The following is a 26,936-nucleotide window of genomic DNA, read 5'->3' as shown; positions in this document are numbered from 1 at the left end:
GCGATTCGAGGACGGGATCGGATCAGGTGGCGTCCCCCCTCGACCGGAGGACGTGCATGTACTCGCCGACGGAGTACGCGACCGCGGTGAGAAGCAGGAGCGCGAGGACGGCCGGGAGCGCCACGACCAGGTCTGCACCGACGACGAGCGCGGCGGCGAGCGCGAGCGCGAGTAACCAGAGGACGGTCAGTCGCTTCGCGTACGCGGCGTACGCGACGACGCCCGCGATCACGAGGCTGGAGACGCCGGTGATGACGACTCGGTAGGCCCCTCCCGGTTCGTCGGTGAGGACGTCGATCCCCCTGACGAACTCGCCAGTGACGGGATGTGCGACGCCGAGGAACGTCTGTCGTATCACCAGCGCGACGATCAGCAGTACGGTGACGCTCCCGAGACACGTCCGATCGTCTCACCGGTCGATTTCGTCATCGTGAGCGAACGATTCGAGGGTACCGGCATAAGTTTTCACCGCAACCACAGGATCCCGCAGTGACGAGAGGGGGCGGCGTTCGACCGGTACGCCGAAACCGGCTTCGCGAACTGCTGACCGTACCTAGCTATTTGTCGCTCGAGCCGAACGGAACAGGGAATGACGCTCCGGTCGGATCCGCGACGGTGGCGCTGGGTGCTGTGGACGATCCTGGCTGGCGGTTTTCTGCTGGTGAACTTCCACCGCGTCTCCTCGTCGGTGCTCGCGGATCAGCTGACCCGCGCGTTCGACACCAGCGCGGCCGAACTCGGCCTGCTCCACGCCTCGTTCTTCTACGTCTACGCCGCCCTCCAGCTACCGGCGGGCGTGCTCGTCGATCGCGCGGGGGTGCGTCGCGTGGCCGCCCTCGGGCTGGTGGTGATGAGCGCCGGCGTGTTCGCGTTCGCCACCCGGGGGACGCTCGTCGGGGGCTTCCTCGCCCGCGCGAGTATCGGCCTCGGCGGGAGCGTCCTCTACATCGCCACGCTCCGGTTCTGCGCGAACTGGTTCCGCGCGGACGAGTTCGCCACGATGACCGGGTGGACGATCGCCGCCGCGGGCCTCGGCGGCGTGTTCGCCACCACCCCGCTGGCGCTCGCGGCGGGGGCCCTCGGCTGGCGGACGGCGCTGCTGATCGCGGGGGCGGTCGGCCTCTGCATCTCGGTCGTCGTCTACGCGCTCGTCCGCGACCGCCCCGCGCGGGCCGGCTTCGACGCGCCCGACGGCGTGACCCCCGGGACGGAGGCGGTGAGCGCCGCGACGGTCCTCGCGAACACGAAACGCGTCCTGCGCGAGCGGGAGACGTGGCTGCTCGGCGGCATGCTCTTCTTCCTCTTCGGAGTCAACTTCACCGTCCTCGGGCTGTGGGGCGTGCCGTACGTCGTCCACGTCTACGACGTGTCGGTCGCCCGCGCCTCGACGTACGTCCTGCTCGGGAACGTCGGCCTGCTACTCGGCCCGCCCGTCTTCGGCGCGCTCTCCGATCGCCTCGGCCGCCGGACGGAGGTCATCCTCGCGTCGAGCGTCGGGTTCACGCTCGCCTACGGGGCCATCTTCCTCGCGGTCGCGCCGCCGCTGCCGGTGCTCGGGGCGCTGCTCTTCCTCGGGACGTTCGTCAACGGCGGGACGGCGCTCGCCTACACCGTCGCCAAGGAGCGCCACGGCGCGACCGCGAGCGGGACGGTGACCGGCACGGTGAACAGCCTCGGCTACTTCGGGGCGGCGACCTTCCCCGCGCTGATGGGCGTCGCGCTCGACGCCTACTGGACGGGCGAGACGATCAACGGCGCGCGCGTCTACTCGGTCACCGGCTACCGCGTCGCGTTCGGCCTCGCCGCGCTCGCGGGCGTGCTCGCCGTCGGCTGCGCGGCGTGGATCCACCTGCGGATGGGCCGACCCGCCCGCGGCGGGGTGGCGGCGGCCGACGACTGATCACGACAACGAGCGTTCGCCGCCCGCGCCCACCGTCGCCGCGAAGACCGGGAGCGCGGGCAGGACCGTCTCGACCGGCCCCGAGTTGAACTCCCGGAAGAGGTCCTGCACGTCCTCGATCGAATCCTCGTCCATCCCGATCCCGCGCAGGTCGTCGGGCGCGAGGCGGGGTCGGTAGGGCGCGCCCGTCACGAACCCGCTCGTGAGATCGTCCACGCGATCGCACGCGCGGTCGAACGCCGCGCTCTCGAAGGCCGATTCGACGTCCCCCCACAGCCGGTCGAGCGCGGCGGGCCACTGCGCGAGACAGCGGTAGATGCTCGGCAGGTTCGACTCGAAACCGTGGAACTCCCGGATCGACTCGACCGTCCCCGACAGCTCGCCCGGCACCGCGTCGGGCGGGGTCATCGACGGGGGCGCGCCCCGGTCGCGGTCGAGCCAGTCGGGGAACGGCGCGGTCGTCGCGGGGTCGTCCGCCGGTTCGGTCCCCACCGCCTCGCCGTGGAGCGCCCGGTCCATCGCCTCGAAGAGCACGGCGAGGCGGGGCGCGACGACGTCGAAGGTGGCGAGTTGCCCCCGCAACTCGGCGAACTCGGCCGGCGAGACGCCGAGCGCCGCCGGGTCGTAGGCCGGGAGGTCGTCCAGTTCCGAGAGCACGGCGTCGCGGTACTCGACCGTGAGCCGGGCGAACGCGCGCGTCTCGAACAGCGGCTTGACCTGCCCCCACGCGTAGCGGGTGAACGCGGGTTCGTTCGCCATCGCCGTCCGGAAGATCCAGTTGACCACCGGCGCGCGGAAGGTGCGTTTGACGTCGTCGTAGAGGCCCCGCCGCCACCCGGTCGCCTCGCGGTCGTACAGTTGCTCGCTCGTGTCCATGGGAGGGGGACGCACGCCGGGAGGGTAGGCGTTGGGGCTGGCCGGCTCCCCGACCGTCGCTCTCACCCCTCCAGTCCCTCCAGCGCCGCCCGGAACCGCGCGCGCTCGACGACCCGGAAGACGAGATCCGCCGTCCCGACGACCGCGCCGTCGCCCGCGCGCGAGGCGGTCGCCGCCAGTTCGAGGCGGCGGCCCTCGACGCCGACCAGGTCCGTCTCGACGGCCACGGTCGTCCCGACGGGCGCGGCCCGCCGGTGGCGGAGGTCGGCGCGCTCGCCCACCGTGCCCGTGCCGTCCGGGAGGAGTCCGTGCAGCGACTCCCGGCCGACGAACTCGCAGAAGGCGAGGAGGGACGGCGAGCCGAGCACGCGCACGGCCTCCTCGGGCGTCGCGTCCGCCGCCGCGGGGAGCGCGGGCGGGTCGTCCTGCTCGCCGAAGACGTTCGTCGCGTGACGGGGCTGGACGGTGAACTCGCGGCGTCCGGTCACCTCGCGCCGGGCGAGGTCGGAGAGGTCGACGGTCATGGCTTTCCGTTAGCACGAGAACGGGTAAACGCTACCACGGTTCGCGGAACGCATTAATACCGTTCGGCCAGTACCGGGAGACAGACACGACGTTCTGCGGTCACGCGGTCGCCCGGATCTCCTCACGCGGCGCGTCAGATCACACTGGTTGGGTCGCTCCGATCCGTGCAGTTCCCACGACGGCGACGAGCGTGTCCTATCGCCCACGAAATGACGACAGACCACCACGAATCCGACGTCGCTTCGTCGCTCGACGCGATGTTCGACGTCCTCAGCGACCGCTATCGCCGCCGACTCCTCCTCGAAGTGTACCGTCGGAGACGCCGATCGGAGGGGGAGGCGTTCGGCGTCGACGCGTTCACGGCGCGGGGAGAGCTATCGGAAGAGTGTCGGGGGCGCCTCCGCCACGTCCACCTGCCGAAGCTGGCGGCGGCGGGCTTCGTCGCCTGGGATCGCGAGCGGGGGACGATCGGTCCCGGTCCGCACTTCCGCGAGATCGAACCGGCGATCCGCCTCCTGCACGACAACCGAGACGAACTGCCGGACGACTGGCTCTGACGACCCGCGGACGGACGCGCTGGCGTCAGACGTACGCCGCCAGCGCCTCTCCGATCGCGTCGCGGTAGGACTCGTAGGTGTGTCCCAGCCGCGCGATCCAGACCTCCTGATAGGAGGGGTGGAGTACGGGGAGGACCGGAACGCCGAGCGTCGGACACGCCTGCGGTTCGAGCACGAGGTCGAGAAAGCGGTCGACCTCGCGTCCCTCGACCGCGAGCAGCGACCGCGCGGCGTGCTTGCCGGTGGCGACGACGCACGCCGGGTCGATCAGTTCGATCTCGCGCAGGAGGTGCGGGCGGCAGTTCGCGCGCTCCTCGTCGGTGGGTTCGCGGTTGCCGCCCCCGGGGGCGGGCGGGAAGCACTTCACCGCGTTCGTGTAGTAGGCGTCCGGGTAGCCCAGTTCCTCGAACATCGCCCGCACCTTCCGACCCGAGGCGCGGGAGGTGTAGGCCACGCCGGTCCAGTTGCCGCCCCGCCAGCGATCCGCCTCGGGCGCGCCCGCGCCGGGGGCCTCGCCGACGACCACGAGATCGGCGTTCGCGGGTCCGACGCCCCACGAGATGCGCTCGCGGGCGTCGGCGAGTTCGGGGCACCGCCGGCAGTCGGGTTCGAGGACGAGGCGGTCGTCGGGCTCGGGGTACCGCGGCGACACCGTCACTCCGTCAGCGGGAGGACGACGCCGAAGACGATGGGCGAGAGCAGGCCGACGAGGATGCCGACGGCCTCCATGTCAACGAAGACGGTGGAGAGCCAGCCGGGCGTCGAGCCGAGCACCGCGGGGGCGAACGCGCCCCCGATGGCCCCGACGAGGAACAGCGCGAGGCCGAGCAGGAAGCCGCCCTTCGTGAGCCTAGTGTAATCGAGCGAACCGTAACGTCCCATACCTCACGTATTCGCCACCTCGGGCATAAACCTGTTCGAGAGCGAATAGCACACGTTCCGCAAGTGGTTTATCCGAGAGCGCGATACCCTCCCCCGTGAACGACGCGTTGCTCGAACCCGCGCTCGAGGCGCTCTCCGTGCTCGTCTACGCGGCCGTGACGGTCGCGCTGACGGGCGTCGGTCTGCTCACCGAACAGGCGGGACTCACCACGCTCGGAACCGACCAGACGCTCGGCCTCTGGATGCTCGCCATGGGCGCGGTCGCGCTCGGCGGGGCGTACCTCGTGGCGACCGGCCACCTGCTCCCCCGGGCGCGGGCGCTCCTGGCCTGATCGTCCGATCGTACCGTCGTCCGCGCGACCGCTGACGGCCCCACCTGTCGGACCGATTCGCCTTTACCTTCGGGGGTGCGTTTCTCACCCATGAGCGATAGCGCCGACAGCGCCCCCGAGTCGGGCGCGGAGTCCTCCGGGCTCCGACGACGGTTCGGGGAGGTAGACGACCAGTACGATCCGGACGCGGTCGAGGCGCGCGTCCGCGAGTACTGGCGGGACGTTGACGCCTACGAGCAGACCAAGCGCAACCGGGAGGGCGCAGAGCGGTTCTTCTTCGTCGACGGGCCCCCCTACACGAGCGGCGCGGCCCACATGGGGACGACGTGGAACAAGTCGCTGAAGGACGCCTACATCCGCTACAAGCGGATGTGCGGCTACGACGTGACCGACCGCCCCGGCTACGACATGCACGGGCTACCCATCGAGACGAAGGTCGAGGAGAAGCTCGGCTTCGCCAACAAGAAGGACATCGAGGAGTTCGGCATGGAGGCGTTCATCGAGGCGTGCAAGGAGTACGCCGACGAGCAACTCGAGGGCCTCCAGGACGACTTCAGGTCCTTCGGCGTCTGGATGGACTGGGAGAACCCCTACCGGACCGTCACGCCGGAGTACATGGAGGCGGCGTGGTGGGGCTTCGCGCGCGCCCACGAGCGCGGCCTCGTCGACCGCGGGAAGCGCTCGATCACGCAGTGTCCCCGCTGCGAGACCGCGATCGCCAAGAACGAGGTGGAGTACCACGAGATCGAGTCGCCCAGCATCTACGTGACGTTCCCCCTGCGTGACCGCGAGGGCTCGCTCGTCATCTGGACGACGACGCCGTGGACCATCCCGGCGAACACCTTCGTCGCGGTGGACGAGGCGGCCGACTACGTGGCCGTCGACGCCGAGCGGGACGGCGAGACCGATCGCCTCTACCTCGCCGAGGCGATGGTCGAGGACGTGCTGAAGCGCGGGCGCTACGAGGACTACGAGGTCGTCGAGGAGCTGTCGGGCGCGGACATGCTCGGCTGGGAGTACGACCACCCCCTCGCGGAGGAGGTGCCCACCCACCCGGCCGGCGAGGGAGCGGGGCGGGTCTACCACGCGGACTACGTCGAGGTGGATCGCACTGGCCTCGTCCACTCCGCGCCGGGCCACGGCCAGGAGGACTTCGAGCGTGGGCGGGAACTCGACCTCGAGATCTTCTGCCCAGTCGGCCCCGACGGCGTCTACACCGAGCAGGGCGGGGCGTACGCCGGCGAGTTCGTCCGCGACGCGAACGACGACATCATCGCGGACCTGGACGCGAAGGGCCTGTTGCTCGCCGACGAGACCACCCGCCACGACTACGGGCAGTGCTGGCGCTGCGGGACGGACATCGTCTTTCTCGCCACCGACCAGTGGTTCGTCACCGTCACCGACGTGAAGGAGGAGATGCTCTCGAACATCGAGGACTCGGAGTGGCACCCCCCGGAGGCCCGCGACAACCGGTTCCGGAAGTTCATCGAGGGGTCGCCCGACTGGAACGTCTCCCGCCAGCGCTACTGGGGCATCCCGATCCCGATCTGGGTGCCCGAGGGGTGGGACGGCGACATGGAGGGGGTGATCGTCGTAGGGACGCGCGAGGAACTCGCCGAGCGCGTCGATCAGGACGTCGATCCCGAGGACGTGGACCTCCACCGGCCCACGGTGGACCACCTCACGATCACGGAGGGGGGCGTCACCTACGAGCGCGTCCCGGACGTCTTCGACGTGTGGCTCGACTCCTCGGTGGCGTCGTGGGGCACCCTGAACTACCCCGCCGAGACGGCGGACTTCGAGGAGCTGTGGCCCGCGGACCTCATCATGGAGGCCCACGACCAGACTCGCGGCTGGTTCTGGTCGCAACTCGGCATGGGGACGACCGCGATGGGCGAGATCCCCTACCGGGAGGTGCTCATGCACGGCTGGGCGCTGGCCGAGGACGGCCGCAAGATGTCGAAGTCCATCGGGAACGTCGTCACGCCGCGGGAGGCGCTCGAGCGCCACGGCGCGGATCCCATGCGCCTGTTCCTCCTCTCGGTGAACCCGCAGGGCGAGGACATGCGCTTCTCCTGGGACGAGATGGCGACGATGCAGCGCGACCTCAACATCCTCTGGAACGTCTTTCGCTTCCCGCTGCCGTACATGCGGATGGACGGGTTCGACCCCGACGCGGTCGGCGTCGGGGACGTCCCCCTCGAACTCGCCGACGAGTGGGTGCTCTCGCGCCTCCAGTCCACGAAGCGCGAGATGACCGCCCACTGGGAGGAGTTCCGGCAGGACCGCGCGCTCGACGCCCTCCTCGAGTTCGTCGTCGAGGACGTCTCGCGGTTCTACATCCAGGTCGTCCGCGAGCGGATGTGGGCCGAGGAGGCGAGCGACTCGAAGCGCGCCGCCTACGCGACGCTCTACCGCGTCCTCCTGGAGACGGTCCAGTTGCTCGCGCCCTACGCGCCGTACGTCGCGGACGACGTCTACGCCACCCTCACCGGCGAGGCGGGGTACGACACAGTCCACATGTGCGACTGGCCCGAACCCGACGAGGCGCTCCTCCGGGAGGACCTGGAGGCCGACGTCGACGTGCTGCGCGGGATCGAGGAGGCGGGCGCGAACGCCCGCCAGCAGGCCGAGCGCAAGCTCCGCTGGCCCGTCCCGCGCGTGGTCGTCGCCGCCAACGACGCCGAGGCCGCCCGCGCCGCCCGCGAGCACGCCCCGCTCCTCCGCGAGCGGCTCAACGCCCGCGAGGTGGAGGTCGTCGCCCCCGACGAGTCCTGGGAGGAGCTTCGGTACTCCGCGCAGGCCGACATGAGCGTCCTCGGCCCCGCCTTCGGCCCCCGCGCCCAGGAGGTCATGCGGGCGCTCAACGATGCCCGCGTGTCCGAGGCGACGCTCGACGCGCTCGAGGCGAGCGTCAACGACCGGCTCGACGAACCCGTCGAACTCACCGACGAGATGGTCGAGTTCGTCACCGAGACGCCCGACGACGTGGCCGGGACCGTCTTCTCGACGAACGGCGGGGAGCGCGGGGTCGTCTACGTCGACACCAGCATCACCGAGGACATCGAGAGCGAGGGCTACGCCCGCGAGGTGATCCGTCGCGTCCAGGAGATGCGCAAGGACCTCGACCTCGACATCGAGGCGGAGGTGCGCGTCGACCTCGACGTCGGCGACGACCGCGTCGCCCGCCTCGTGCGCGAACACGAGGACCTCATCGCCCGCGAGGTGCGGGCCGCCGAGTTCGGCGACGTGGCCGACGGCCACCGCCGCGAGTGGGAGGTCGAGGGCGTCGAGATGTCGATCGCGGTCGAACCGCTCGCGACGCCCGAACCCTCGGACTGAACCGGAACCCCACTCTCGATTTCCTACCGGCGCACCGTCACCGGCCTCGCACAGGTGATGAACGGTTCGTCCGTCCCCGCGGCGAACAGCGCCAGCCGACCGCACTCGTCGCGCCCCTCGCGCCAGCGCGGCAGCGGCGGGATGTCGTAGTCCTCCGGCCCGTAGTACAGCGAGGCGACGACCCACTCACGCGCCCGCACGGTCGATCCCCCCGTTCTCCGGTTCGCGTTCCGTTCGTCCGGCGTCCATACCGGTTTAGGTCGGCCTAAAATACTTGAGCGCATCGATTTAGGCCGACCAAAATCAGCTCGGAGGTCGGCGCGGTGGGAGAACGGTCGCTACCCCGAGAGCGGGGGGAGGACCGGCGGAAAGGGGGGATGGCTACCGCGCGTCCGCGACGGCCGGCGCGAGAACGGACGCGGCGCTCACCGCGCTCTCGGCGCGCTCGACGGTGTCGGTGCCGTAGACCGCCGCGACGCCCGCCCGGGCCAGCTTCGCCCGGGCGTTCGCGGCGAGCATCGGGTGGACGCAGGTGGCGTAGACGCGGGCGACGCGCTCGGCGTGCAGGTGCTCGATCGCCCCGGCCATCGTCGAGCCGGTGGCGATGATGTCGTCCACGACGACGACGTCGCGTCCCGAGACGTCCGTCTCGCTCGGCGTGAGCGTCACCTCGCCGGTGTCGTAGTCGCGCGCCTTCTCGAAGTAGTCCACGCCGCCCGCCCCGTAGGCGTCCCGGACCGTCTCCGCGAGGGGCGTGGCGCTCTCGTCGGGGGCGAGAAAGAGCGGTTCGTCGAGGTCGGCGGGGAGCGGGTCGGCGAGCAGCGGCGAGGCGTCCACCGACTCCGTGGGGACGTCGAAGAAGTTACAGACCGCCTCCTCGTGGGGCGTGACGGTGACGACGCGGTCGGTGGTCGTGGAGATGGCCCGCGCCATCGCGCGCGCGGAGACGGGGTCGCCCTCCCTGAACGCCCGGTCCTGCCGGGCGTAGCCGAGATACGGGATCACCGTCGTGACCCGATCGAAGTGCTGGCGGGCGACGTCCTGGAGTTGCAAGAGCTGAACGTGGGCGTCGCTGTCGACGGTGGAGGCGACGACGATCGCGCGTTCGCCGCTCGCCGGCGCGCGGACGAGGAGTTCGCCGTCGGGGAACCGGTCGTACTCGACGGGTCCAACCTCCGCGTCGAGTTCGGCGGCGAGCGACGCCGCGAGCGACTGCGACGCCGATCCGGGCAGTATCATGTGCGCCTCTCGACGGCGCGCGGTAAAACGCGTTTTCGTTGCCGCCGGGGAACTACAGCACCGCGAGCCCGCGGACGTCGCGGACGCCCAGCGACCGGGCGCGCCAGCCGTCCTCGCCCGCCGCGAGGAACGTCCCCGACCCGGTGACGAGGTAGGTCGACTCGCCGTACCCGATACCGGCGACGGGGTCTGCGACCGGCAGGGGGACCTCGGTCCACTCCGCGCCGGCCCGCTCCCGTTCGTAGAGCGCGTCGGACGCGGCGGCGTGGGCGCGCTCGCCGTCGCACGCGACGACCCGGAAATCGCCGTCGAGCACGTCCATCCAGCCGTTCCCGAGCCTGTACAGGCCGTCCGCGGTCGCGGCGAGGGGGACGCCGACCGTCGAGACGTCGCGAACGTCCGCGAGGCCGACGCGCGTCCCGTCGAGGCGGAACACGCCCCCCGCGGCCGCGAGGAGGTCGCCGTCGATCGCGCGCACGTCCTCGACCGCCGAGAGCGTCGCCCAGCCGTCGTCCCCGAGCCGCGCGACCCGATCCGACCCGGCGGCGACGAGCGCCCCCTCCGGGTCGAAGCCGACGGCGCTCGCGGGGCCGAACCCCGTCTCCGCGAAGTCGGAGCCGATCAGCACGTCGCCCTCGGCGGCGACGGCGAGCGCCCCGTCGCGCGCGGCGACCGACGCGACCGCCCCGCGGCGTTCGAGGCCGAAGCCGCCGACGAGGTCGCCCGACACGTCCACGCGCACGAGCTCCGCCTCCGCGGCGACGACTGCGACCGTCCGGCCCGCCTTCGCGCCGTAGACGCGCTTCTCGTCGATACCGATGTCCTCGTCCATGGCGGGATGCGGCGGGCCAGCGCCGAAAGCGTGTCGCCACGGTCGTCCGGATTCAGTACGCACATGGCTCGACGGCGCGCACGCTTACCGTGTTCCAGCCCCTCACCTACCTCGAGTGGATCGCCGGACGGCCCGACGCGGCCGCACACGATCTCGGCTCCAGCGACCTCCGGGCGCGACCGGACGACGACGACCTCGCTGACCGTCGGGCCGACGACGCGGTCGTCCCGGACGCCCTCGTCGGCCTCCCCGACCCGCCGGAGGGGACGACTCTCGAGGCGCAACTCGCCGCGATCTACGGCCGCAGTCGGAGGAGCGTCCGAGTCACCGCGGGCGCGAGCCACGCGAACGCGCTCGTCGCGATGGCCATCACCGCCGCGGCCGACGATCCCCGCGTGCTGGTCGAGTCGCCCGGCTACGAGCCGCAGGTCGTCACCCCGGCGGGCTTCGGCGCGACCGTCGATCGCTTCCCCCGCGGCCCCGACGGTCGCCTCGACCCGGAGCGGGTCGCCGACGCCATCACCGCCGAGACTGACCTCGTCGTCTGCACGAACCGGCACAACCCGACGGGCGCGCTCGCGGATCGCGCGACGCTGGCCGAGACGGCGGCCCTCGCCGGCGAGGTCGGCGCGACGCTCCTCGTCGACGAGGTGTACGCGCCCTACGCGACCGAGCCGCGCCGGGGCGCGTTCGGCGGTGTGACCGCGGCGGGCCTGCCGAACGCCGTCGTCGTCTCCTCGCTCACGAAGTTCCACGGTCTCGGCGGTCTCCGGATCGGGTGGATCGTCGCCGACGGTTCGCTCGCCGACCGCCTCGACCGCGCCGCCTGGCACCTCCCGGTCGTCGCCGAACCGAGCCGCGCGCTGGCCCGGCGGGCGCTCCACCACCGCGAGGCTCTCGCGGAGCGCTCCCGGGCGCTGCTCCGGGCGAACCACGCGCTCCTCGCCGACTTCGTCGACGGTCGGACCGACCTCTCGGGGGAGGTCCGCGAGGGATGTCCCTTCGCGCTGCTCGCCCACGACCGGGCGGCCGGCGACCGGGTGAGCGAGGCGGCGTGGGAGGCGGGCGTCCTCGTCGTCCCCGGACGGTTCTTCGAGGTTCCCGGAGCGGTCAGGGTCGCACTGGGGCACGACCCGGAGACGACGGAGGCGGCGCTGGCGGCGTTCGGGGAGGTGCTGGACGGACTCTGATCCCGGTGTCGGTGATCGGAGGCAGAACCCGAAACGGAGTCCGAGACCGACCTGAAGGCCTGTGCTCGTCGACTCGCGAGGGACGGCCATCGTGAAACGAACGTCGGCGCACCTCCTGTTCGGCAGGGAGAGAGTGGTGACGCGAAACGGGATCCTGTTCGCGGTCGCGCTCTCGCTCGTCGTCTTCTCGTACTACAACGACGGGCCAGTCGTCTGCTGGCTCCTCGCGGGGCTACCGGCGTTCGCGGCCGTCGCGAGACTCCAGTACGGAGGATGGTTCGGACCGCCGTCGCTCTCCATTCTGGTCGCGGCCGGGGTGTTCTTCGGCGGGATCGTCGCCCTCGTCTCCGGAACGACGGGTTTCCTCGTCGGGATACTCCTCCGGGTACTCCGTCGCGAGACGAGCGGGCGATGGGCGTAGTCGAGTCACGTCGGTCAACGTACGCATCCCCGGAGGTCGTCGATCCGACCGAGTGCCATCCCGATCCGCCCACGCGTTGTGGTACGTCAGGAACGTCTCGGGGACGGTCTCGAAGGTGGTACATCCGTTCGACTCGATGCAGACTTCGAAGGGGGTTTCGGACGCCGTCGTCGTCTCGGTGGCGTTCGTCCGGGCAGGCGTCTCCGACGGCTCGGACGCCGGACCGGCTCCAGTACACCCGGCGAGCACCCCTCCTCCGACGACCGCGCCGCCGTACTTCACGTACTCCCTGCGCGTCGGTGCCTCGTATTCCGTTGAGTCTGTACTGTCCATACTAGAGGTCACCGTCGATGATGTCTGCGACCCGGTGACGGTCGAACAACTGTTCCTCCTCGGGTACGTCGAGTGGCGCGCTCAGGTCGAGTTCGCCGAACTCCTCGGGATAGAACAGCCGAGCAGTCAGCTCCGTCTGGAAGGCGTTGACGAGCGGCCCCTGTTCGGCGGTCGGGCCGGGAAGAACCCGACCGTTCCGCACTGCGGTGAGTCGGCTCCCGATCTCGTGTTCTTCCATCGGCGCGACGAACTGTTCACGGAACCGGTCGGTGTCGAACGCGCCATCACCATCGAACGTCACAGAGCCCGTCGTGATGCCCCAATGAACGAGAATGAGGTCGGGGTCCACCTCCAACATCGTCTCGTAGTCCGTCTGTCCGTACTGCCCAGTTTCGACGCCGGCGAACGCGTCGGCCTCGACGAGCCCGAGATCGCGGTAGGGCTTCATCTCGTACCCGTCATCCTCCAGATAGAGGACGTAGAACGTCCCTTTCGCCGGGTCCGAGCCGCTGTTGATGAGCCCTATCGACGGCGGTTCCCCGTCGCTCGGCAGTCGTGACTGTACTTCCGCCTGGAGGTCCGTGTGGAGGTCGAGCCACGCCTCGGTCCGTTTGCGCTCGTCGAGAACCGTGCCGACCTTGTCGAACGCCTCGAGCATCGACGGGGCCTTCTCGGGGTAGCCGAGTTCCCGCTGCCACTCGCTTCTGATCCGGCGGTTATAACAGCCGAAGAAGGGCGCGACGTTCTTCTCGATCTCCTCGACGTCGGCTTCGTCCCAATTGTCATCCCACGCCACGAGCAGGTTCGGGTCGATGAGAAACGCGTCGGGGTCGAGTTCGTAGAAGATTTCCTTGGGAAGCCCACCGTCCTGCCACAGCGCCGGCCAGTCGGCGTCGTAGTCGATATCGAACCGGTCGTAGAACAGCCGGGGGGCAGGCAGCCGGTTCGTCCGTAGCGTTCCGGCCTGTCCCAGCGAGACGACCATGTCCGCCCATCCCATGTTGTACGTCGTCACGGTTTCGGGGACGGCCTCGAACCTCACCTCACCGACGGGGAACATCTCCACCGAGTAGCTCCCGTCGGGCGTCTTTGTCTCCGTGGCCGTGTCAGTAGGCGACGCGCCGGAATCGGTCCCTCCAGTGCACCCGGCGAGTAGCCCGCCGGTGACGACCGCGCCGCCGTACTTCACGTAGTCTCGCCGCGTCGGTCCCGCCGTGTCAGTAGTCTCGTCGCTCATGTTCGGATGTCTCCGTTGACGATGTCCGCAACCCGCTGGCGGTCGAACAGCTGCTCCTCCTCGGGGATCTTGGGGAGTACTCTCTGTTCGTCAAAGCCAGGCCATTCGCCGAACTGTTCGGGATACAGCTGTTTAGCGGTCATCTCCAACTGGAACAGGTTCAGCAGTATTCCCTGATCGAACGTACCCCCTCGATAGAAGCGCTCGTTCTTAATAGCCGTCAATTCCTGTCCGACAGAGTCGTTTTCGAGCTCCGACTTCGTCTCTTCGTACGCATCGAACCAGTAGCCGATACCACCGAAGAAGATCATCACGTCGGGGTCGTACTCCAGCAGCGCTTCGAGGTCGATAGTACCACCACTCTTCGAGTAGACCTTTTCCAGGCCTGAGAACGCATCTCTGGCTTGCATCGGTTGTTGGTGTGCCCTGCCAAATCCGGGACCATTGAATACGTACGGGTAGATTTCACCATCGTAGAATAACAAACGAGCTACGACCGGGCGCTCGCTTTCAGGAGGAAGTGACGACTGTATGTCCGCTAGTAGCTTTTCTCGAACATTGATGAGTGCTTGTGCCTTCTTTTCTGCATCGTAGATCCGAGCGAGCTTCTCGGTGAGCTCTTCAAGCGTGTAGAACTCGTAACCCTCATCGGCAGGCCAGGACGATTCACTCCACGTTCGGCTGCCTTCATTACCGAAAAACGGCGCGACGTTTTCGGCTATCTCTCTGACGTCACTCTCATCCCACCCGTCATACCACAGCCGAAGGATTGTCGGATCAACGTGGAAGACGTCCGGGCTGAGTTCGTAATACTGTTCTTTGTTACTCACTTCGAATTCAGCTAATTGACTCGCGTCGATTTCGACCCCAGGGAGTTGATCGTAATGGGAGACGACTTGCGTCTCCGGCGTTCGCATACCCGTTAGACGGGCCCCTTCTCCAAACGAAATGAGCGTGTCCGCATTGATCCATAGGTTAGTGACGACGGTCTCTGGTATCGAGTCGAACTCGATACAGCCGACCGGCGACATGCACACCTCGTAGGAATCGCCCGTCTCCGTGGATTCCTGCTCCGTGGCTGTGGTCCTGTCCTCGGTCTCGGTCGGGGTGGATTCCGGCTCGCCCTGGCCAGTACACCCGGCGAGCAGGCCACCACCGACGACCGCGCCGCCGTACTTCACGTACTCCCTGCGCGTCGGTGCCTCGTGTTCCGTGGCGTCGTCTGCCATACGTTTTAGGCTCGCCTAAAACGATATAGTAGTTCCGTTTTTTCGGCCAACCTAAAACAAAGTTACCGGCGCGACTCGGCGGCGCTCCCAGCGGCCCGTTCAACAAATTCGTCCGCTAGCTCGTCTAGCTCGCCAGCCTGTACGCCCCAGAGCTTCGCGTACAAGCCATCCTCGGCCAGTAACTCGTCGTGACTTCCGCGCTCGACGATCTCCCCGCCCTCGACGACGAGAATCGTGTCGGCGTCCTTGATCGTCGAGAGGCGGTGGGCGATTGCCAGCGTCGTCCGGTCGGCCGTCAACCGGTCGAGCGACCGCTGGATCAGGTACTCCGTCTCCGTGTCCACGCTCGCGGTCGCCTCGTCCAGCAGGATGATCTCGGGGTCCCGGAGGATCGCGCGGGCGAGCGCGATGCGCTGGCGTTGACCACCCGAGAGTTTCACACCCCGTTCGCCAACTCGCGTCTCGTAGCCGTCCGGGAGGTTCTCGATGAACCCGTGCGCCTCAGCGGCACTCGCGGCACCGCGCGCCTCCTCGTCAGTCGCGTCGAACCGCCCGTACCGGATGTTCTCCGCGACTGTCCCGTCGAACAGGAACGTGTCCTGACTCACGTACCCGATCCCCTCTCGGAGACCGGCGAGGTCCACATCCCGGACGTCGTGTCCATCGACGCGAACCGCCCCGTCCGTCACGTCGTACAGTCGGAGCAGGAGCTTCGCCACCGTCGATTTTCCCGCCCCGGTCGGGCCGACCAGCGCGACCGTCTCGCCCGCTTCGACGTCGAACGTGACGCCGTCGAGCACCGTCTCACCGCTCTCGTAGGCGAACGTCACGTCGTCGTACTCGATTTGTCCGTCGACGTCATCAAGCGCGAGGGGGTTCGACGCGTTCTCGATGCGAACGGGGACGTCCATCAGCCCGCAGATACGCTTGCCCGAGGCCCGCGCGTTCTCGTACCAATCGACGATACTAGATAACTGAGCCATCGGCCCGGTGAGCCGCTGGGTGAGCAGCATGAACACGACGAAGTCCCCGATGGAGAGGTCGCCAGTGAAGAACAGCGGCGGTCCCGAGAACACCCAGATTCCGCCGATGATGAAGGTGGCGAGTAGCGCCGCGCCGGTGATGAGTTCCATGCCCGGCCGGTAGAAGTAGCTCAATTTCAAGACGTCCATGTTCGCGTCGAAGACGTCCCGCGAGACGCTCCGGACGCGGCCGTTCTCGAAGTCCTCAGAGGCGGTTGTCTTGACGAGTTCGATCCCGCTGAGCCCGTTTTCGATGCGCGTATTGAGGTCGCCGATGGTCTCGCGGTGGCGAGTGTACCGCGGCTCGATGACCCGAACGAACCACCACGTGAATACGACCAAGAGCGGGACGGCACCCAACGTGACCAGTGCGAGTTGCCAGTTGGTGTACAGCAGCGCCGCCATGACACCGACGACGATCACGCCGATCCGGACGCTGTCGCCGAGGACGTTGTCGAAGAAGATTTCGAGATTTCCGGCGTCGTTGTTGAGAATCGACATAATTTCGCCAGTCTCCTTGTTATCGAAGAACGTCATGTCGAGGCGCTGCATCTTCTCGTAGGCGGTGACGCGAATAGCGAACATGACGCCGTGGGCGAAGAAGTTGATCGCCACGCCGCGGATCCACTGGAGGATCGCCCCGCCGAGCAGCGCGACGCCGATAATGATCGCCGAGAGCCGGAACTGCTCGGTCTGCCCGGTCGGCAGCCACGCGTCGGGCACGAGCGGGAGGGCATATCCGCTCTCCCGTGTGAACACGGCGTCGATGGTCGTTCCGAGAACGATGGGCGTGACGAGCAGCGCACCGTACGTCAGCACGCTGGTGGTGAGCCCGAGGGCGAGCCAACGCCACTCGCCGACGCCGTACGCGCGGAACAGCCGAAGCAACGGTTTCGACACGCGGTCGCGGTACGCGTCGAGTTCCGTCTCGAACGCCTCGGAATCAGGGGTAGTCACGACGGCCGGCCCGTCAGCGGCGTCTCCGACCCAGTACCCCCGTTTTCCGGCGCCGACGCATCCTCGTGAAGCGGGCCGGATCGACGTGACCCGCGGCCCACGCTCGGTGAGTGACACCGTCGCCTCGATCCTCCGCCGGGGTCGCGCCGACCGTTCTCTATCGTCGAGTCCGGTTCCGCCATCGTCCCGAGGCCGCCGTCCGTCTCGGGCGTGCTATCCTGCATCAGATCTCACCCATCCTGTCCTGCTTACGCATCAGGTAGAGGAAGTACGGCCCGCCGACCAGTCCGGTGACGATGCCGACCGGAATCTGCGCGTCTGACCCGACGAGCACCGCCAGGCCGAGGCGTGCGCCCACGTCCGCGGCGACCATCAGCGCCGGCCCGGCGAACACGCACCCGATGACGAGCTTCTTGTAGTCGCTGCCGACGATGTTTCGGACCATGTGCGGAACGATCAACCCGACGAACCCGACGATACCCGCGACCGCGATACTTGCAGCCGCGGCGAGCACGGCCACGCCCGAGAGCGCGAAGCGGACCTTCTCCACCGACATGCCCAGCGACTTCGCCGTGCTCTCACCCAACAAGAGGACATTCAACTGCCGGGAGCTGACGAGTGCCAGCAGCATCGCTACGGCCGTCCACGGCAGGGCCATTCGGACCTGTTCCCAATCGGTTCCGGTCAACGATCCCGTGGTCCACGCGATGGCGGACTGGACGACGCCGATGTCGTCGGCGAAGAAGAACAGCGCCGTCTGCAGCGACCCGAAGACTGTCCCGACGATGACACCCGCCAGCACCAGTCGAACCGGCGAGGTGCCGCTCTTCCACGCGATCGCGTAGACGATCAGGAACGCGACCGCCCCGCCGATGGAGGCAATGAGCGGAAGAAACGCCGACAGCCCCGAGAAGACCACGAGCGTCAACAGGATCATCAGTCCCGCACCGGAGGAGACGCCGAGGATGAACGGACTCGCCAGTTCGTTGCGGGTGACAGCCTGGAAGATCGCGCCCGAGACGGCGAGATTCATCCCGACGAGCACGGCGACGAACACTCGCGGGAGACGGATGTTCCAGACGATGAGGCTCTCCTTACTCATTTCGGGAACCTCTCCTCCGAGCAGGAACGCCTCCCACGCCTGTGCGTTGAGAACGACTTCAGGGGTGAACACGGCCTGCCACGTCTGTACGATGCTCATCGTGAACGCTCCGAAGCTCACCTGGACGAGCCCACCGACGACGACGACGGCGACGCTTCCGAGACAGAGCGTGATGAGCGAGCCGTCGAACCAGGAGAACCAGCGTTTCCGACGCGTGGTAGTCGTGGTGTCGGTGACGGGTCCCCCGGCCATGGTCAGTCGCTCGCCTCGGTCGATCGACGTTCGGACTCGATTTCGCGCGCCGCGTCGAGGACGAGTTCGTCGTCGACGTGTTCGAGCAGCCGCTTCTGACCGCGCACTTCACGCTGCTCGATCTCATCGTCGGGGAGGTACGTCCCGAACGACCGGTCGATGTCCCGCTCGCGTAACGCCACGCGACGCTCTTCGCCGAGGCCGTGATCGTCGGGGAGTCGCTCGTCGAACCACTCGCGCCACCGGTCACGGTCGCTCCACTCGTCGTCCAGTTCGGACTCCTGCCGTATCCAGTCGTAGTGGTCGGCGACCGCCTGGGGGTAGCCGCGGTCTTCGCGGGCGTCTTCGACGACTCGGAGCCCCACGCGCGCCCCGCGCCCGGCTGCCATCAACGCCTGTCTGTCCTCCGTGGATGGGGAGGCGACGTACAGCCCTTCGACCGGCGTCGCGCCGTCGTGGTCGGCGTACTCACCGTCGAAGTGCTCGTGCGTCTCGCCGTCGTGTTCGTACTCCTCGAACATCGCCGCGTCGTCGTCGAGCCCGCGCATGTACTCGCCGTCGTACCGCGTCGCCGCGACGACCCGCCGCGCAGTGACGGGATCGCCCTCTTGCGGCTTCACGATGAAGCCCTCGCCGTCCTCAGCCCGTTCCACGGATTCAACAAGGTCAGCGACGATCTCGCAGCCGGCTTCCTCGGCGTGGTCGTGCATCAACCCGTACAGCGTCTCGATGTCCACGCCCGCGGGGAACCCGAGGTAGTTTTCGAGGTACGCACACCGCTGGATCGAGGAGCGCCCCCGGTCGAAGATCACCGTGTCGAGGCCGTACCGGGCGGTGAAGACGCCGACCGCACACCCGGCCGGGCCGCCCCCGACGATGACGACGTCGTGGTCGTATTCGGTGCTGTCTCGAGGGGGTCCTGCGGTACTCATCGTTAGATGTCTCCGTCGACGATGTCGGCGACCCGCCCGCGGTCGAACAGCCGCTCTCCTTCGGGGATCTCGGGATACGGCTGGCCCTCGACGTATCCGGGCCACTCCCCGAACCGCTCGGGGTAGAGCTGTTTCGCGGTCATCTCCAGCTGGAAGAGGTTCATGATCGGACCCTGGATCCCGGCACCGGACGCGTAGAACCGACCCTCCCGCACGGCTTTCAGTTCCCTCCCGACCGGGTGACCGCTGACGGTCTCCCGGATCGCTCCCCAGTCGAAACTCGGGAACACCGCGAAGTTGTGGAGGATCACGTCGGGGTCGAGTTCGAGCATCGCCTCGTAGCCGTAGCTCCCCGCCGATTCGTTCCCGTAGGCGCGCTCGTCGTCGGCGAAGACGTCGACCGCACCCATCGGTCGGACGTGCGAGCGGCCGTACCCCGGTCCGTTGATCTCGTAGGGATGGAACGATTCGTCGTAGAAGGTGATCAGCCCGACGGTCGGACGCTCCGATTCCGGCGGGAGGTTCCGACGGATCGTCTCCCGAAATCGCTCGTGAACCGCGGCGATCGCCTCGAATCGCTCCCGTTGCTTGAACACGGCGGCGATGCGTTCCGCGATCTCGTACAGCGTGTAGTACTCGTAGTCCTCGGCGCACCCCTCGGGCGGGTCCGAGTGTTCGCGGCTGTACTCGTTACCTAGCCACGGGGCGACGTTCTCCCGAATCTCGTCGACGTCGGCGTGCGACCACCCCTCGAACGTGACCACGCCGCACGGGTCGATGAGGTGCAGGTCGCTGTCGAGTTCGTAGAAGACCTCCTTGTCGAGACCCCCGTCGTACAGCGCCGTGAGCCCCGACGCGTCGAACGAGACGCCGTCGAGGCGGTCGTAGTAGACCGCGAGCGTCTCACCGTAGAAGTCGGTGAGGCCGAGCGAATTGAGCCGCTCCTCCTGGCCGAGCGCGACGAGCACGTCCGCGACGTCCGGACCGTACGCGGCGACCCGCTCCGGAACCGACTCGAACGTCACCTCGCCCACAGGCGACATCGTCACGGAGTACCCGGCGTCGTCGGTCGCCGTCGACGCGTTCGACGCCGCCGGTTCGGGGGTTGCGTCGTCGGTCGAATCGCTCGCACAACCGGCGAGTAACCCACCCCCGACGATCGCCCCGCCGTACTTCACGTAGTCCCTACGCGTCGGCCCCTTCGAGGTCGTACCGTCTCCCTGCATGCGTTTTAGGCTTGCCTAATACGGCATAGCTGCTTCGATGTTTAGGCCGGCCAAAATCGAGTGGGAGCCCGCGCGTCCGACTCGGCGACGGTCTGGACGCCACAGTTCGTCTCCCGATTCGGTCGCGGCGCTCACGATCAGCGGTCCCCGTTGACGATGTCGGCGACCCGCCCGCGGTCGAACAGCTGTTCGTCGCCGAACTCCTCGGGGTAGAGGTCCCGGGCGGCGCGCTCCAGCTGGAAGAGGTGGACGATCGGCCCCTGATACGTGAGCCCGCCGTAGACGACGCGGTCGTTCCGCACCGCCCGAAGCTCGCTCGCGACGTCGTGGTTCCGGAGGTGCGAGACGATCTCCCGCTCGAAGTACTCCGGGGTGATCTCCCCCTGGAGTCGGATGGCGAGGACGTCTGGATCGATCTCGAGCAGGGTCTCGTAGTCGACGGTGCCGCCGCTCACCTGCGCGTCCGTGACCCCGTGCCGGGCGAGCGCGTCCCCGACGTTCAGGTCGCTCCAGTGCTTGGACTGGGTTCCGGAACCGACGAGGTACGGGTAGAACGACTCGGGAGGCATCCCCGCGGGATACAGCACCGCGACGTCCGGCGTATCCTCGGGCAAGCGCGACTGGACGTCCGCGAGCACCTCGTCGTGGTACTCCTCGAACGCCTCGTAGCGCGCTCGCTCCCGGAACACCTCCGCGAGCTTCTCGAAGGCCTCGTACATCGAGTAGTACCGGTAGTCGTGCCAGTCGTAGACCCGCGTGAAGCCCGTGTTCCCGAAGAACGGCGCGACGCGTTCCGCGACCTCGTCGACGTCGTCCCGGCTCCACTGCAGCCGGTTGATCATGAAGTTCGGGTCGATCACGTGGACGTCCGCGTCGAGTTCGTAGAAGATCTCCTTGCCGGTGCCGTCCTGCCACAACTGCGTGAGGTCGTCCTCGTTTACGGAGACGCCCGGTAGTTCCTCGTACAGGTGGGTTCCGAAGCGGGCGCGGACGCCGATCGCCAGAAGCCCGTCGCCCCGGCCGAGCGCGACGCCCATGTCGGCGTAGTCGCCGGTGTACGGGAACCAGGTCTCGGGAACCCGATCGAACTCGACGGTCCCGACCGGCTCCATCGTCACCGAGTACGAGGAGTCGCGAGTAGCGGACCCACCCTCGGACGGCGTATCCGTCGCCGCGTTCGAACCGGCCCCGCTGGATCGAGAATCGGATCCGCCGTCGCCGGTACAGCCCGCGAGCAACCCCCCGCTCACGAGTGCGCCGCCGTACTTGATCGCGTCCCTGCGCGTCGGTGCGTCACGCCGCGCGTCGTCCGTCATGAGAATTAGGCTAGCCTAAAACGATAAAGCGTTTTCGAGTGGTAGGCAGGCTTGCCATCGCTCCCCGGCGACGGACGTTCCGCCGACGGCTTCGACAGCGCCGACCGAGTCGGCGCGGGGACGAGAGGCGGACGCGGACGCGGTCTCTCGGCCTTCGAAGGCCCGGGGACGCGCCGTCCCCATCGTCTCGGTGCCGAGGCGGTCGACGTTCTATATATCGTAATGAGGTGTACGGAGGCTTCGCAATCCCTTTGAGAGACCCATGCGCAGAGGTACTCGATGAAGATCTTTGGCTCCAGCGGCGTGCGCGGCGTCGCGAACGAGGAGCTGACGCCCGCGTTCGTCGGGCGCGTCGCGATGGCCGCGGGGTCGGTGTTCGGTGAGGGACGGGACGGTCCAGTGCCCGTCGCGCTCGGTCGGGACACCCGGTCGACGGGAGAGATGCTCGCCGACAGCGCGGCCGCCGGGCTAGCGAGCGTCGGCTGCGACGTCGACCGCGTCGGCGTCCTGCCGACGCCCGCGCTCCAGGCGTACGCCGCCCGTGAGGGCGTTCCCGCCCTCATGATCACGGCGAGCCACAACCCGCCGCAGTACAACGGCGTGAAGCTCGTCGGCCGCGACGGGGTCGAACTGGCGCGCGACGCCTTAGAGCGCGTCGAAGATCGACTGCTCGCCGAGCGCTTCGCCACCGCGGCGTGGGACGAAACCGGGAGAACCCGTCGGATCGACGGGGCGAAGCGGGCGTACGTCGACGAGGTGCTCGCCGCGATCGACCGCGACCGCATCGACGAGGCGGGACTGACCGTCGCGCTCGACCCCGGCCACGGCGCGGGCGCGCTCACCAGTCCGACGCTGTTTCGAGAACTGGGCTGTCGGGTCGTCACGGTCAACAGCCAGCCGGACGGACACTTCCCGGGGCGCGATCCGGAACCGGTCGCGAAGAACCTCGCCGACCTACGCCGGCTCGTACGCGCGACCGACGCCGACGTCGGGATCGCCCACGACGGCGACGGCGACCGCGCCATCTTCGTCGACGAGACGGGCGAACACGTGGAGGGGGACGCCGCGCTCGCGGCGCTCACCGCCGCGGAACTCGCCGCCGGCGACACGACCGTCTCGGCGGTCAACGTCTCCCAGCGCCTCGTGGACGTGGCGAACGCCGTCGGCGCCGACCTCGAACTGACGCCCATCGGTAGCACCAACATCATCACGCGCATCAGGACGCTCCAGGAGGCGGGCGTCACCGTCCCGGTCGCGGGGGAGGGCAACGGGGGCGTCCTCTTCCCCGAGTACCGCCTCGCCCGCGACGGGGCGTACACCGCCGCGCGCTTCTGCGAGTTGCTCGCCGATCGACGCGCGAGCGAGATCGCCGCCGCCCACAGCGGCTATCACAACGTCCGGGTCAACGTCGAGTACGAGGACGACGCCGAACGGGAGGCGCTCCTCGGGGCCGCCGAGACCGCCGCACGCGAGAGCGAGGCGGAACTCGACGTCACCGACGGCCACCGGCTCGACTACGGCGACGCGTGGGTCCTCGTCCGCCCGAGCGGCACCGAGCCCGTCGTCCGCATCTACGCCGAGGCGCGAACCCCCGAGCGCGCGAACGAACTCGCGCGCGACATGCACGACGCGCTGCTGGCCGCCGCGTGAGTCGGCTCTTCTCGGTCCTCGAAACGAGGACAGCACCGCCACGTCGATAAACCCCATCCCGCGATAGCAAATGTCGGGCGGGCCGTTTCGTCACCGCTCGTCCGGATACGCCCCACGATCGACGGCCGCGAATCGACGAAACCGCACGACATAGCGGGCGTGGTTAAATACTTACGCCGAACCCTTATAGGGAGTCCCGTGGAAGAATAGGTGTCGGCAGTCGGATCGCGCGGCGTACTGGACGTACTGATCGCCGTCCCGACAGTGACCCTGGGTCCCCGCGCACCTCAGCTTCGAGGTCCCCGGGCCGCACGACTCCGAGCCGCATCCCCCGGTCATTGACTCACCTCCGGTCGGATGTCTCAGATCGGTTCGGGTCGCCGACGTACCGTATCTACGCGCCGAGCGGCGGCTCGCGCTCTCGGCGTCAGGCGGGAGGAGCGAATTCGTCGACCGGCGGGTACTCCTCCAGCGCGTCGGCGAGGCGGTCGCGCTCGGCGCGCGCCTCGGCGAGCGCCGCCGCGACGTCCGTCGTCTCGAGGCGGCGGCGCTCCTCCGCGGTGAGTTCCGCCCGCGCGACGGCGCTCTCGCGGAGGCGATCGTAGTCGTCCAGTCGAGCGAGTTCGCGGACGGCGCGCAGGCGCGCGACCGTCCCCTCGTCGGCGAAGCGCGCGACGACCGGGAGGAGTTCGCTCGCTCGCCAGCGGAGCGAGCGGGCGGCCGGCGGCGGCCAGCCGACGGTCAGCGGCGTCGCGTCGAGGCGCGCGAGGTAGGTGCGGTTGGTCGCGACCGCCGTCTTCAGCTCCCGCGGCGCGTCGACGTAGTGACCGAGCTTCGACGGCGAGTAGTCGGCGTAGGAGAGCAGCGTCGAGATCGGCTCCTCGCCGACGGGGTGGTCCGCGACGAACTCTCGGAGTCGATCCGGCGGGCGCTCGAACTCCACGAGGGGGTAGGCCGCCGTCGTCTCGACGAACGCGAGCACCTCGCGCGCGCTCGACTCCTCGACGAACCGGTCGAACGCCGTCCGGACCGACTCGTCGTACGACTCGATCGGATCGCGGAGGCGTTCGACCGGCGCGTCGGGATCGGCCTCGCCCAGCCGACGGAGCCGTTCTAGATCCTCGACGCGCTCCTCGGCGTCGCGCTTCCGGCGGAGGACGGCGCGTCGGGCGTCGCGGTACCCCTCGCGCGCCGACCGCCACTCGTCGCGGAGGGCAGCGTGCTCCGCGGCGGGCGCGAGCGCGTCGCGGGCGCGCTCGAAGTCCTTCCCCGAGAGCGTCCGCTTCTGGAGCGCCTCGTCCGCCGCGTCGAACGCCTCGCGGGCGGGGAGGTCCTCGGGCAGGTCGTCGAACAGTTCGGCGACGGCCTCCTGAAACCGGATGTACTTGTCGAACTCCCCGTAGCCGGTGGCGTCCTCCTCGTGTCGGTCCAGGATCCCGACGAGGTCGCGGTACGCGCCGGTGACGGCGTCGAGGCGATCGGGGCCCACGTCGGCGACGCGCGCCCTGACGGCCGCAAGCGACTCCGCGGCCGCCGTCAGTTCCTCGATCGGGTCACCCATACACCTCGTCGGGGTCGAAGACCCGCTCTCCGACCTCCTCGCCGTCGATCGTGCGGTAGAAACAGCTCTCGCGTCCGGTGTGACATGCCCCGCCCTCCTGGCGGACGAGGTAGAGCAGCGCGTCGCCGTCGCAGTCGACGCGCACCTCCTCGACGCGCTGGACGTGGCCGCTCGTCGCGCCCTTCTCCCACAGTTCGTCGCGGCTGCGCGAGTAGTAGTGCGCGCGGCCCGTCTCGCGGGTGCGCTCGACCGCCTCGGGGGAGACGTAGGCGAGCATCAACACCGTCCCCGTCTCGGCGTCCTGCGCGACGGCCGGCAGGAGGTCGTCGGGTCCCTCGAACGCGAGGTCAACGCTCATAGGCGGATCGAGGAACGACGCGCGAATAGGTCTTTTGACGAACTGTCAGTTGGCGTCGGTGATCCGCGTCGCTTCGCCGGGTCGCCGGTCCCACGACGGAGAGATCTCACGCCAGCCCGATCGCCGTCAGCGCGAGGAACAGCAGGTCGCCGACGACCAGCCCGACGACCAGCCCGACGAACGTCGGGACGAGAAACGGCAGGCCGGGCGTGATCCACACCTCGTCCTCCTCGACGAGCGCGTCGAGGCCGGCGCGGAGGCGGTCGGGCGTCGTCCCGTAGGCGTCGCCCTCGATGCTCGCGAGGAACGCCGCGGCACCCCACGGGTCGGCCGCGGCGCGTTCGGACGGCGAATCGGGGGGAAGGGCGGACGACGCGGACGAGGAGCGGGAGGCGAGCGTCCCTCCGTCCGCCGCGCTCGCGGCGATCGGCGGTCCCTCGAAGTCGGCGAGCGATCCGTCGCCGGGGTCGTTCGGCGTCCCGGGGAGGCTTCTCGGGTCGCGGTGGGTCTCGGGGTCGGCGCGGAGGGCCGCGAGCGACGTCCCGCGCCAGCGGAGGTACATCCGGAGCGCGTCGAGGTCGAGACCGTTTCGACCTACTCCCGAGGTCGTCCGGAGCAGGCGGCCGTACTCGCGCTCGACCGCGTCGCTCGTCACCGGTTTTCCGACGAACGCGAGCGGCGAGACGCGCCCGTCTGCGAGGTTTCGGACCGCGAGCGCGAGCGGGTAGGCGAGCCCGACGAGCACCGCGTTGGTGAGCACCGTCAGCGAGAACGCGCCGACCGCGCTCCGGGCGAGCGGGAGGATCGTCCCGCCGACGTAGTACGTCGGGTACGTCGGGAAGAGCACCGCGAGCGTCACCAGCGCCTTGGCGTCCGCGCCGCCGAACCCGCCGAGCCGCCAGAAGAGGTAGCCGAGCGGCGCGACGACCCCCAGGCTCACGCCGACCCGGAGGAGGAACAGCCGGCCGAGAAACGACGGCCCGCCGAACGCGACGAGGGCGTCCCACGCGAGCGCGACCACGCCCAGGAGCAACAGCGGCGGCCACGTCCGGTTCGGCACCCTGCGCGTTCGCAGGTCCCGGTGGGCGGCCCAGGCGAACGCGGGGACGGCGAGCAGTCGCAGCAGGTCGGGAACGCTCCCGACGGGCGTCGCGGCGGCGAGCGGATGAACCACACGGCGACTGGCCTCCCCACCGGATTAAACGTTGAGGACGACTCGAGCTTCGAGTCTCACTCGAGGAGCTGTTCGAGTTGCCGACGCCGACGGTCGAGGTCCATCCGGGGCTGAGTCGACCCCTGGCGGGCGAGCCGATCGACGATCAGAAGCGGGTCGTACCCCGCCTCCTCGACGCGCGAGAAGAGCGCCTCGATGCGCGCGCGGTGCAGGGCGAGCGAGTCGAGCAGGCCGACGCCGACGGCCATGGCGACGCCCGCCTCCCCCTCGGGGAACTCCTCGCTCACGCGGGAGAAGTCGGGCGCTCCGGCCGGTGGCCGCGATTCGAAGAGCGCGAGACACCGGGTGCACAGCGCGATCGCCTCGGCGTCGTACGGGACGTCCGCCGCGAGGTCGTCGGGGACGGTGAACGCGACGAGCGGCGCGTCGCAGTCTGGACAGGACATACGCGGAGGTGGCGGCGGGGGTACAAAAGCGCACAGAAGGCGACG

The 26,936-nt window shown here is 69.0% G+C and carries 26 protein-coding genes; 7 read left to right on the top strand and 19 right to left on the bottom strand.

The window, feature by feature from the left end; translation table 11 throughout:
- Positions 1-22: 22 nt before the first annotated feature.
- Positions 23-358, bottom strand: coding sequence for a hypothetical protein (locus NKI68_RS10930; protein ID WP_254543090.1), 336 nt, complete (start codon positions 356-358; stop codon positions 23-25).
- A gap of 231 nt (positions 359-589) precedes the next feature.
- Here NKI68_RS10930 and NKI68_RS10925 point away from each other — a divergent pair, with 231 nt between their 5' ends.
- Positions 590-1,900, top strand: coding sequence for an MFS transporter (locus NKI68_RS10925; protein WP_254543089.1), 1,311 nt, complete (start codon positions 590-592; stop codon positions 1,898-1,900).
- Here the strand turns inward: NKI68_RS10925 and NKI68_RS10920 are convergent, their stop codons facing one another.
- Positions 1,901-2,776 (bottom strand): halocarboxylic acid dehydrogenase DehI family protein, encoded by an 876-nt coding sequence (locus NKI68_RS10920; protein WP_254543088.1) that lies wholly within the window; start codon positions 2,774-2,776, stop codon positions 1,901-1,903.
- Between the two features lie 62 nt (positions 2,777-2,838).
- On the bottom strand, positions 2,839-3,300 hold the full coding sequence (locus NKI68_RS10915) for a thioesterase family protein (protein ID WP_254543087.1): 462 nt from the start codon (positions 3,298-3,300) through the stop codon (positions 2,839-2,841).
- 210 nt (positions 3,301-3,510) lie between these two features.
- Here NKI68_RS10915 and NKI68_RS10910 point away from each other — a divergent pair, with 210 nt between their 5' ends.
- Complete coding sequence (locus NKI68_RS10910; RefSeq protein WP_254543086.1) at positions 3,511-3,858, top strand: DUF7344 domain-containing protein; 348 nt, start codon at positions 3,511-3,513, stop codon at positions 3,856-3,858.
- Positions 3,859-3,883: 25 nt separating this feature from the next.
- On the opposite strand, the gene NKI68_RS10905 is transcribed toward NKI68_RS10910, so the two are convergent.
- Together NKI68_RS10905 and NKI68_RS10900 are read right to left on the bottom strand one after the other, a co-directional pair.
- Complete coding sequence (locus NKI68_RS10905) at positions 3,884-4,516, bottom strand: uracil-DNA glycosylase (RefSeq protein ID WP_254543085.1); 633 nt, start codon at positions 4,514-4,516, stop codon at positions 3,884-3,886.
- Complete coding sequence (locus NKI68_RS10900) at positions 4,513-4,740, bottom strand: DUF7860 family protein (RefSeq protein ID WP_254543084.1); 228 nt, start codon at positions 4,738-4,740, stop codon at positions 4,513-4,515. The genes NKI68_RS10905 and NKI68_RS10900 overlap by 4 nt, the downstream gene beginning before the upstream one ends.
- Before the next feature lie 95 nt (positions 4,741-4,835).
- On the opposite strand from NKI68_RS10900, the gene NKI68_RS10895 reads away from it, so the two are divergent.
- Both NKI68_RS10895 and ileS read left to right on the top strand, forming a co-directional pair.
- Positions 4,836-5,072, top strand: coding sequence for a DUF8151 family protein (locus NKI68_RS10895; RefSeq protein ID WP_254543083.1), 237 nt, complete (start codon positions 4,836-4,838; stop codon positions 5,070-5,072).
- Positions 5,073-5,162: 90 nt separating this feature from the next.
- Positions 5,163-8,414 carry an isoleucine--tRNA ligase gene (ileS, locus tag NKI68_RS10890; protein WP_254543082.1) on the top strand — a complete coding sequence of 1,084 codons (3,252 nt, stop codon included), beginning with the start codon at positions 5,163-5,165 and terminating at the stop codon, positions 8,412-8,414.
- Between the two features lie 23 nt (positions 8,415-8,437).
- On the opposite strand, the gene NKI68_RS10885 is transcribed toward ileS, so the two are convergent.
- The 3 genes from NKI68_RS10885 to NKI68_RS10875 form a co-directional block, all read right to left on the bottom strand.
- Complete coding sequence (locus NKI68_RS10885; protein ID WP_254543081.1) at positions 8,438-8,614, bottom strand: hypothetical protein; 177 nt, start codon at positions 8,612-8,614, stop codon at positions 8,438-8,440.
- Positions 8,615-8,795: 181 nt separating this feature from the next.
- Positions 8,796-9,653: a ribose-phosphate diphosphokinase gene (gene prs / locus NKI68_RS10880; protein WP_254543080.1), complete on the bottom strand. Its 858-nt coding sequence runs from the start codon at positions 9,651-9,653 to the stop codon at positions 8,796-8,798.
- A gap of 52 nt (positions 9,654-9,705) precedes the next feature.
- A complete protein-coding gene (locus NKI68_RS10875; RefSeq protein ID WP_254543079.1) occupies positions 9,706-10,485 on the bottom strand; it encodes an HVO_0234 family beta-propeller protein in 780 nt (259 codons plus the stop codon).
- Between the two features lie 89 nt (positions 10,486-10,574).
- Between NKI68_RS10875 and NKI68_RS10870 the strand changes: the two genes are divergently transcribed.
- Positions 10,575-11,675 carry a pyridoxal phosphate-dependent aminotransferase gene (locus NKI68_RS10870; RefSeq protein WP_254543078.1) on the top strand — a complete coding sequence of 367 codons (1,101 nt, stop codon included), beginning with the start codon at positions 10,575-10,577 and terminating at the stop codon, positions 11,673-11,675.
- A 91-nt stretch (positions 11,676-11,766) separates the two neighbouring features.
- The gene (locus NKI68_RS10865) at positions 11,767-12,096 is read left to right on the top strand and encodes a hypothetical protein (RefSeq protein WP_254543077.1); all 330 of its coding nucleotides are present in this window, start codon (positions 11,767-11,769) and stop codon (positions 12,094-12,096) included.
- A gap of 334 nt (positions 12,097-12,430) precedes the next feature.
- Here NKI68_RS10865 and NKI68_RS10860 read toward each other — a convergent pair whose 3' ends face one another.
- The 7 genes from NKI68_RS10860 to NKI68_RS10830 form a co-directional block, all read right to left on the bottom strand.
- Positions 12,431-13,666: an ABC transporter substrate-binding protein gene (locus NKI68_RS10860; RefSeq protein ID WP_254543076.1), complete on the bottom strand. Its 1,236-nt coding sequence runs from the start codon at positions 13,664-13,666 to the stop codon at positions 12,431-12,433.
- On the bottom strand, positions 13,663-14,895 hold the full coding sequence (locus NKI68_RS10855; RefSeq protein WP_254543075.1) for an ABC transporter substrate-binding protein: 1,233 nt from the start codon (positions 14,893-14,895) through the stop codon (positions 13,663-13,665). The genes NKI68_RS10860 and NKI68_RS10855 overlap by 4 nt, the downstream gene beginning before the upstream one ends.
- Before the next feature lie 62 nt (positions 14,896-14,957).
- Positions 14,958-16,874 carry an ABC transporter ATP-binding protein gene (locus NKI68_RS10850; RefSeq protein ID WP_254543074.1) on the bottom strand — a complete coding sequence of 639 codons (1,917 nt, stop codon included), beginning with the start codon at positions 16,872-16,874 and terminating at the stop codon, positions 14,958-14,960.
- 223 nt (positions 16,875-17,097) lie between these two features.
- Positions 17,098-18,228, bottom strand: a complete 1,131-nt coding sequence (locus tag NKI68_RS10845) for a FecCD family ABC transporter permease (protein WP_254543073.1) — start codon at positions 18,226-18,228, stop codon at positions 17,098-17,100.
- Between the two features lie 2 nt (positions 18,229-18,230).
- On the bottom strand, positions 18,231-19,160 hold the full coding sequence (locus NKI68_RS10840) for an NAD(P)/FAD-dependent oxidoreductase (protein WP_254543072.1): 930 nt from the start codon (positions 19,158-19,160) through the stop codon (positions 18,231-18,233).
- 2 nt (positions 19,161-19,162) lie between these two features.
- The gene (locus NKI68_RS10835) at positions 19,163-20,386 is read right to left on the bottom strand and encodes an ABC transporter substrate-binding protein (RefSeq protein ID WP_254543071.1); all 1,224 of its coding nucleotides are present in this window, start codon (positions 20,384-20,386) and stop codon (positions 19,163-19,165) included.
- A gap of 137 nt (positions 20,387-20,523) precedes the next feature.
- The gene (locus tag NKI68_RS10830; protein WP_254543070.1) at positions 20,524-21,702 is read right to left on the bottom strand and encodes an ABC transporter substrate-binding protein; all 1,179 of its coding nucleotides are present in this window, start codon (positions 21,700-21,702) and stop codon (positions 20,524-20,526) included.
- A 279-nt stretch (positions 21,703-21,981) separates the two neighbouring features.
- On the opposite strand from NKI68_RS10830, the gene glmM reads away from it, so the two are divergent.
- Positions 21,982-23,352 (top strand): phosphoglucosamine mutase, encoded by a 1,371-nt coding sequence (gene glmM / locus NKI68_RS10825; protein ID WP_254543069.1) that lies wholly within the window; start codon positions 21,982-21,984, stop codon positions 23,350-23,352.
- 427 nt (positions 23,353-23,779) lie between these two features.
- Here the strand turns inward: glmM and NKI68_RS10820 are convergent, their stop codons facing one another.
- The 4 genes from NKI68_RS10820 to NKI68_RS10805 all read right to left on the bottom strand — a co-directional run bounded on the left by NKI68_RS10820 (position 23,780) and on the right by NKI68_RS10805 (position 26,891).
- A complete protein-coding gene (locus NKI68_RS10820; protein WP_254543068.1) occupies positions 23,780-24,913 on the bottom strand; it encodes a DUF7118 family protein in 1,134 nt (377 codons plus the stop codon).
- Positions 24,906-25,271 (bottom strand): phosphoribosyl-AMP cyclohydrolase, encoded by a 366-nt coding sequence (gene hisI, locus NKI68_RS10815; protein WP_254543067.1) that lies wholly within the window; start codon positions 25,269-25,271, stop codon positions 24,906-24,908. Before hisI ends, NKI68_RS10820 begins: the two co-directional genes overlap by 8 nt.
- 106 nt (positions 25,272-25,377) lie before the next feature.
- A complete protein-coding gene (locus NKI68_RS10810; RefSeq protein WP_254543066.1) occupies positions 25,378-26,445 on the bottom strand; it encodes an A24 family peptidase in 1,068 nt (355 codons plus the stop codon).
- 56 nt (positions 26,446-26,501) lie between these two features.
- Complete coding sequence (locus tag NKI68_RS10805; RefSeq protein ID WP_254543065.1) at positions 26,502-26,891, bottom strand: DUF6276 family protein; 390 nt, start codon at positions 26,889-26,891, stop codon at positions 26,502-26,504.
- Between the last annotated feature and the right edge of the window lie 45 nt (positions 26,892-26,936).

It is taken from the genome of Halomarina pelagica (assembly GCF_024228315.1).
In the GTDB taxonomy this organism is placed as follows: Archaea; Halobacteriota; Halobacteria; order Halobacteriales; family Haloarculaceae; genus Halomarina; species Halomarina pelagica.
Note: the sequence above shows the minus strand (reverse complement) of the source record. Positions and strands in the feature narration are given on the sequence as shown.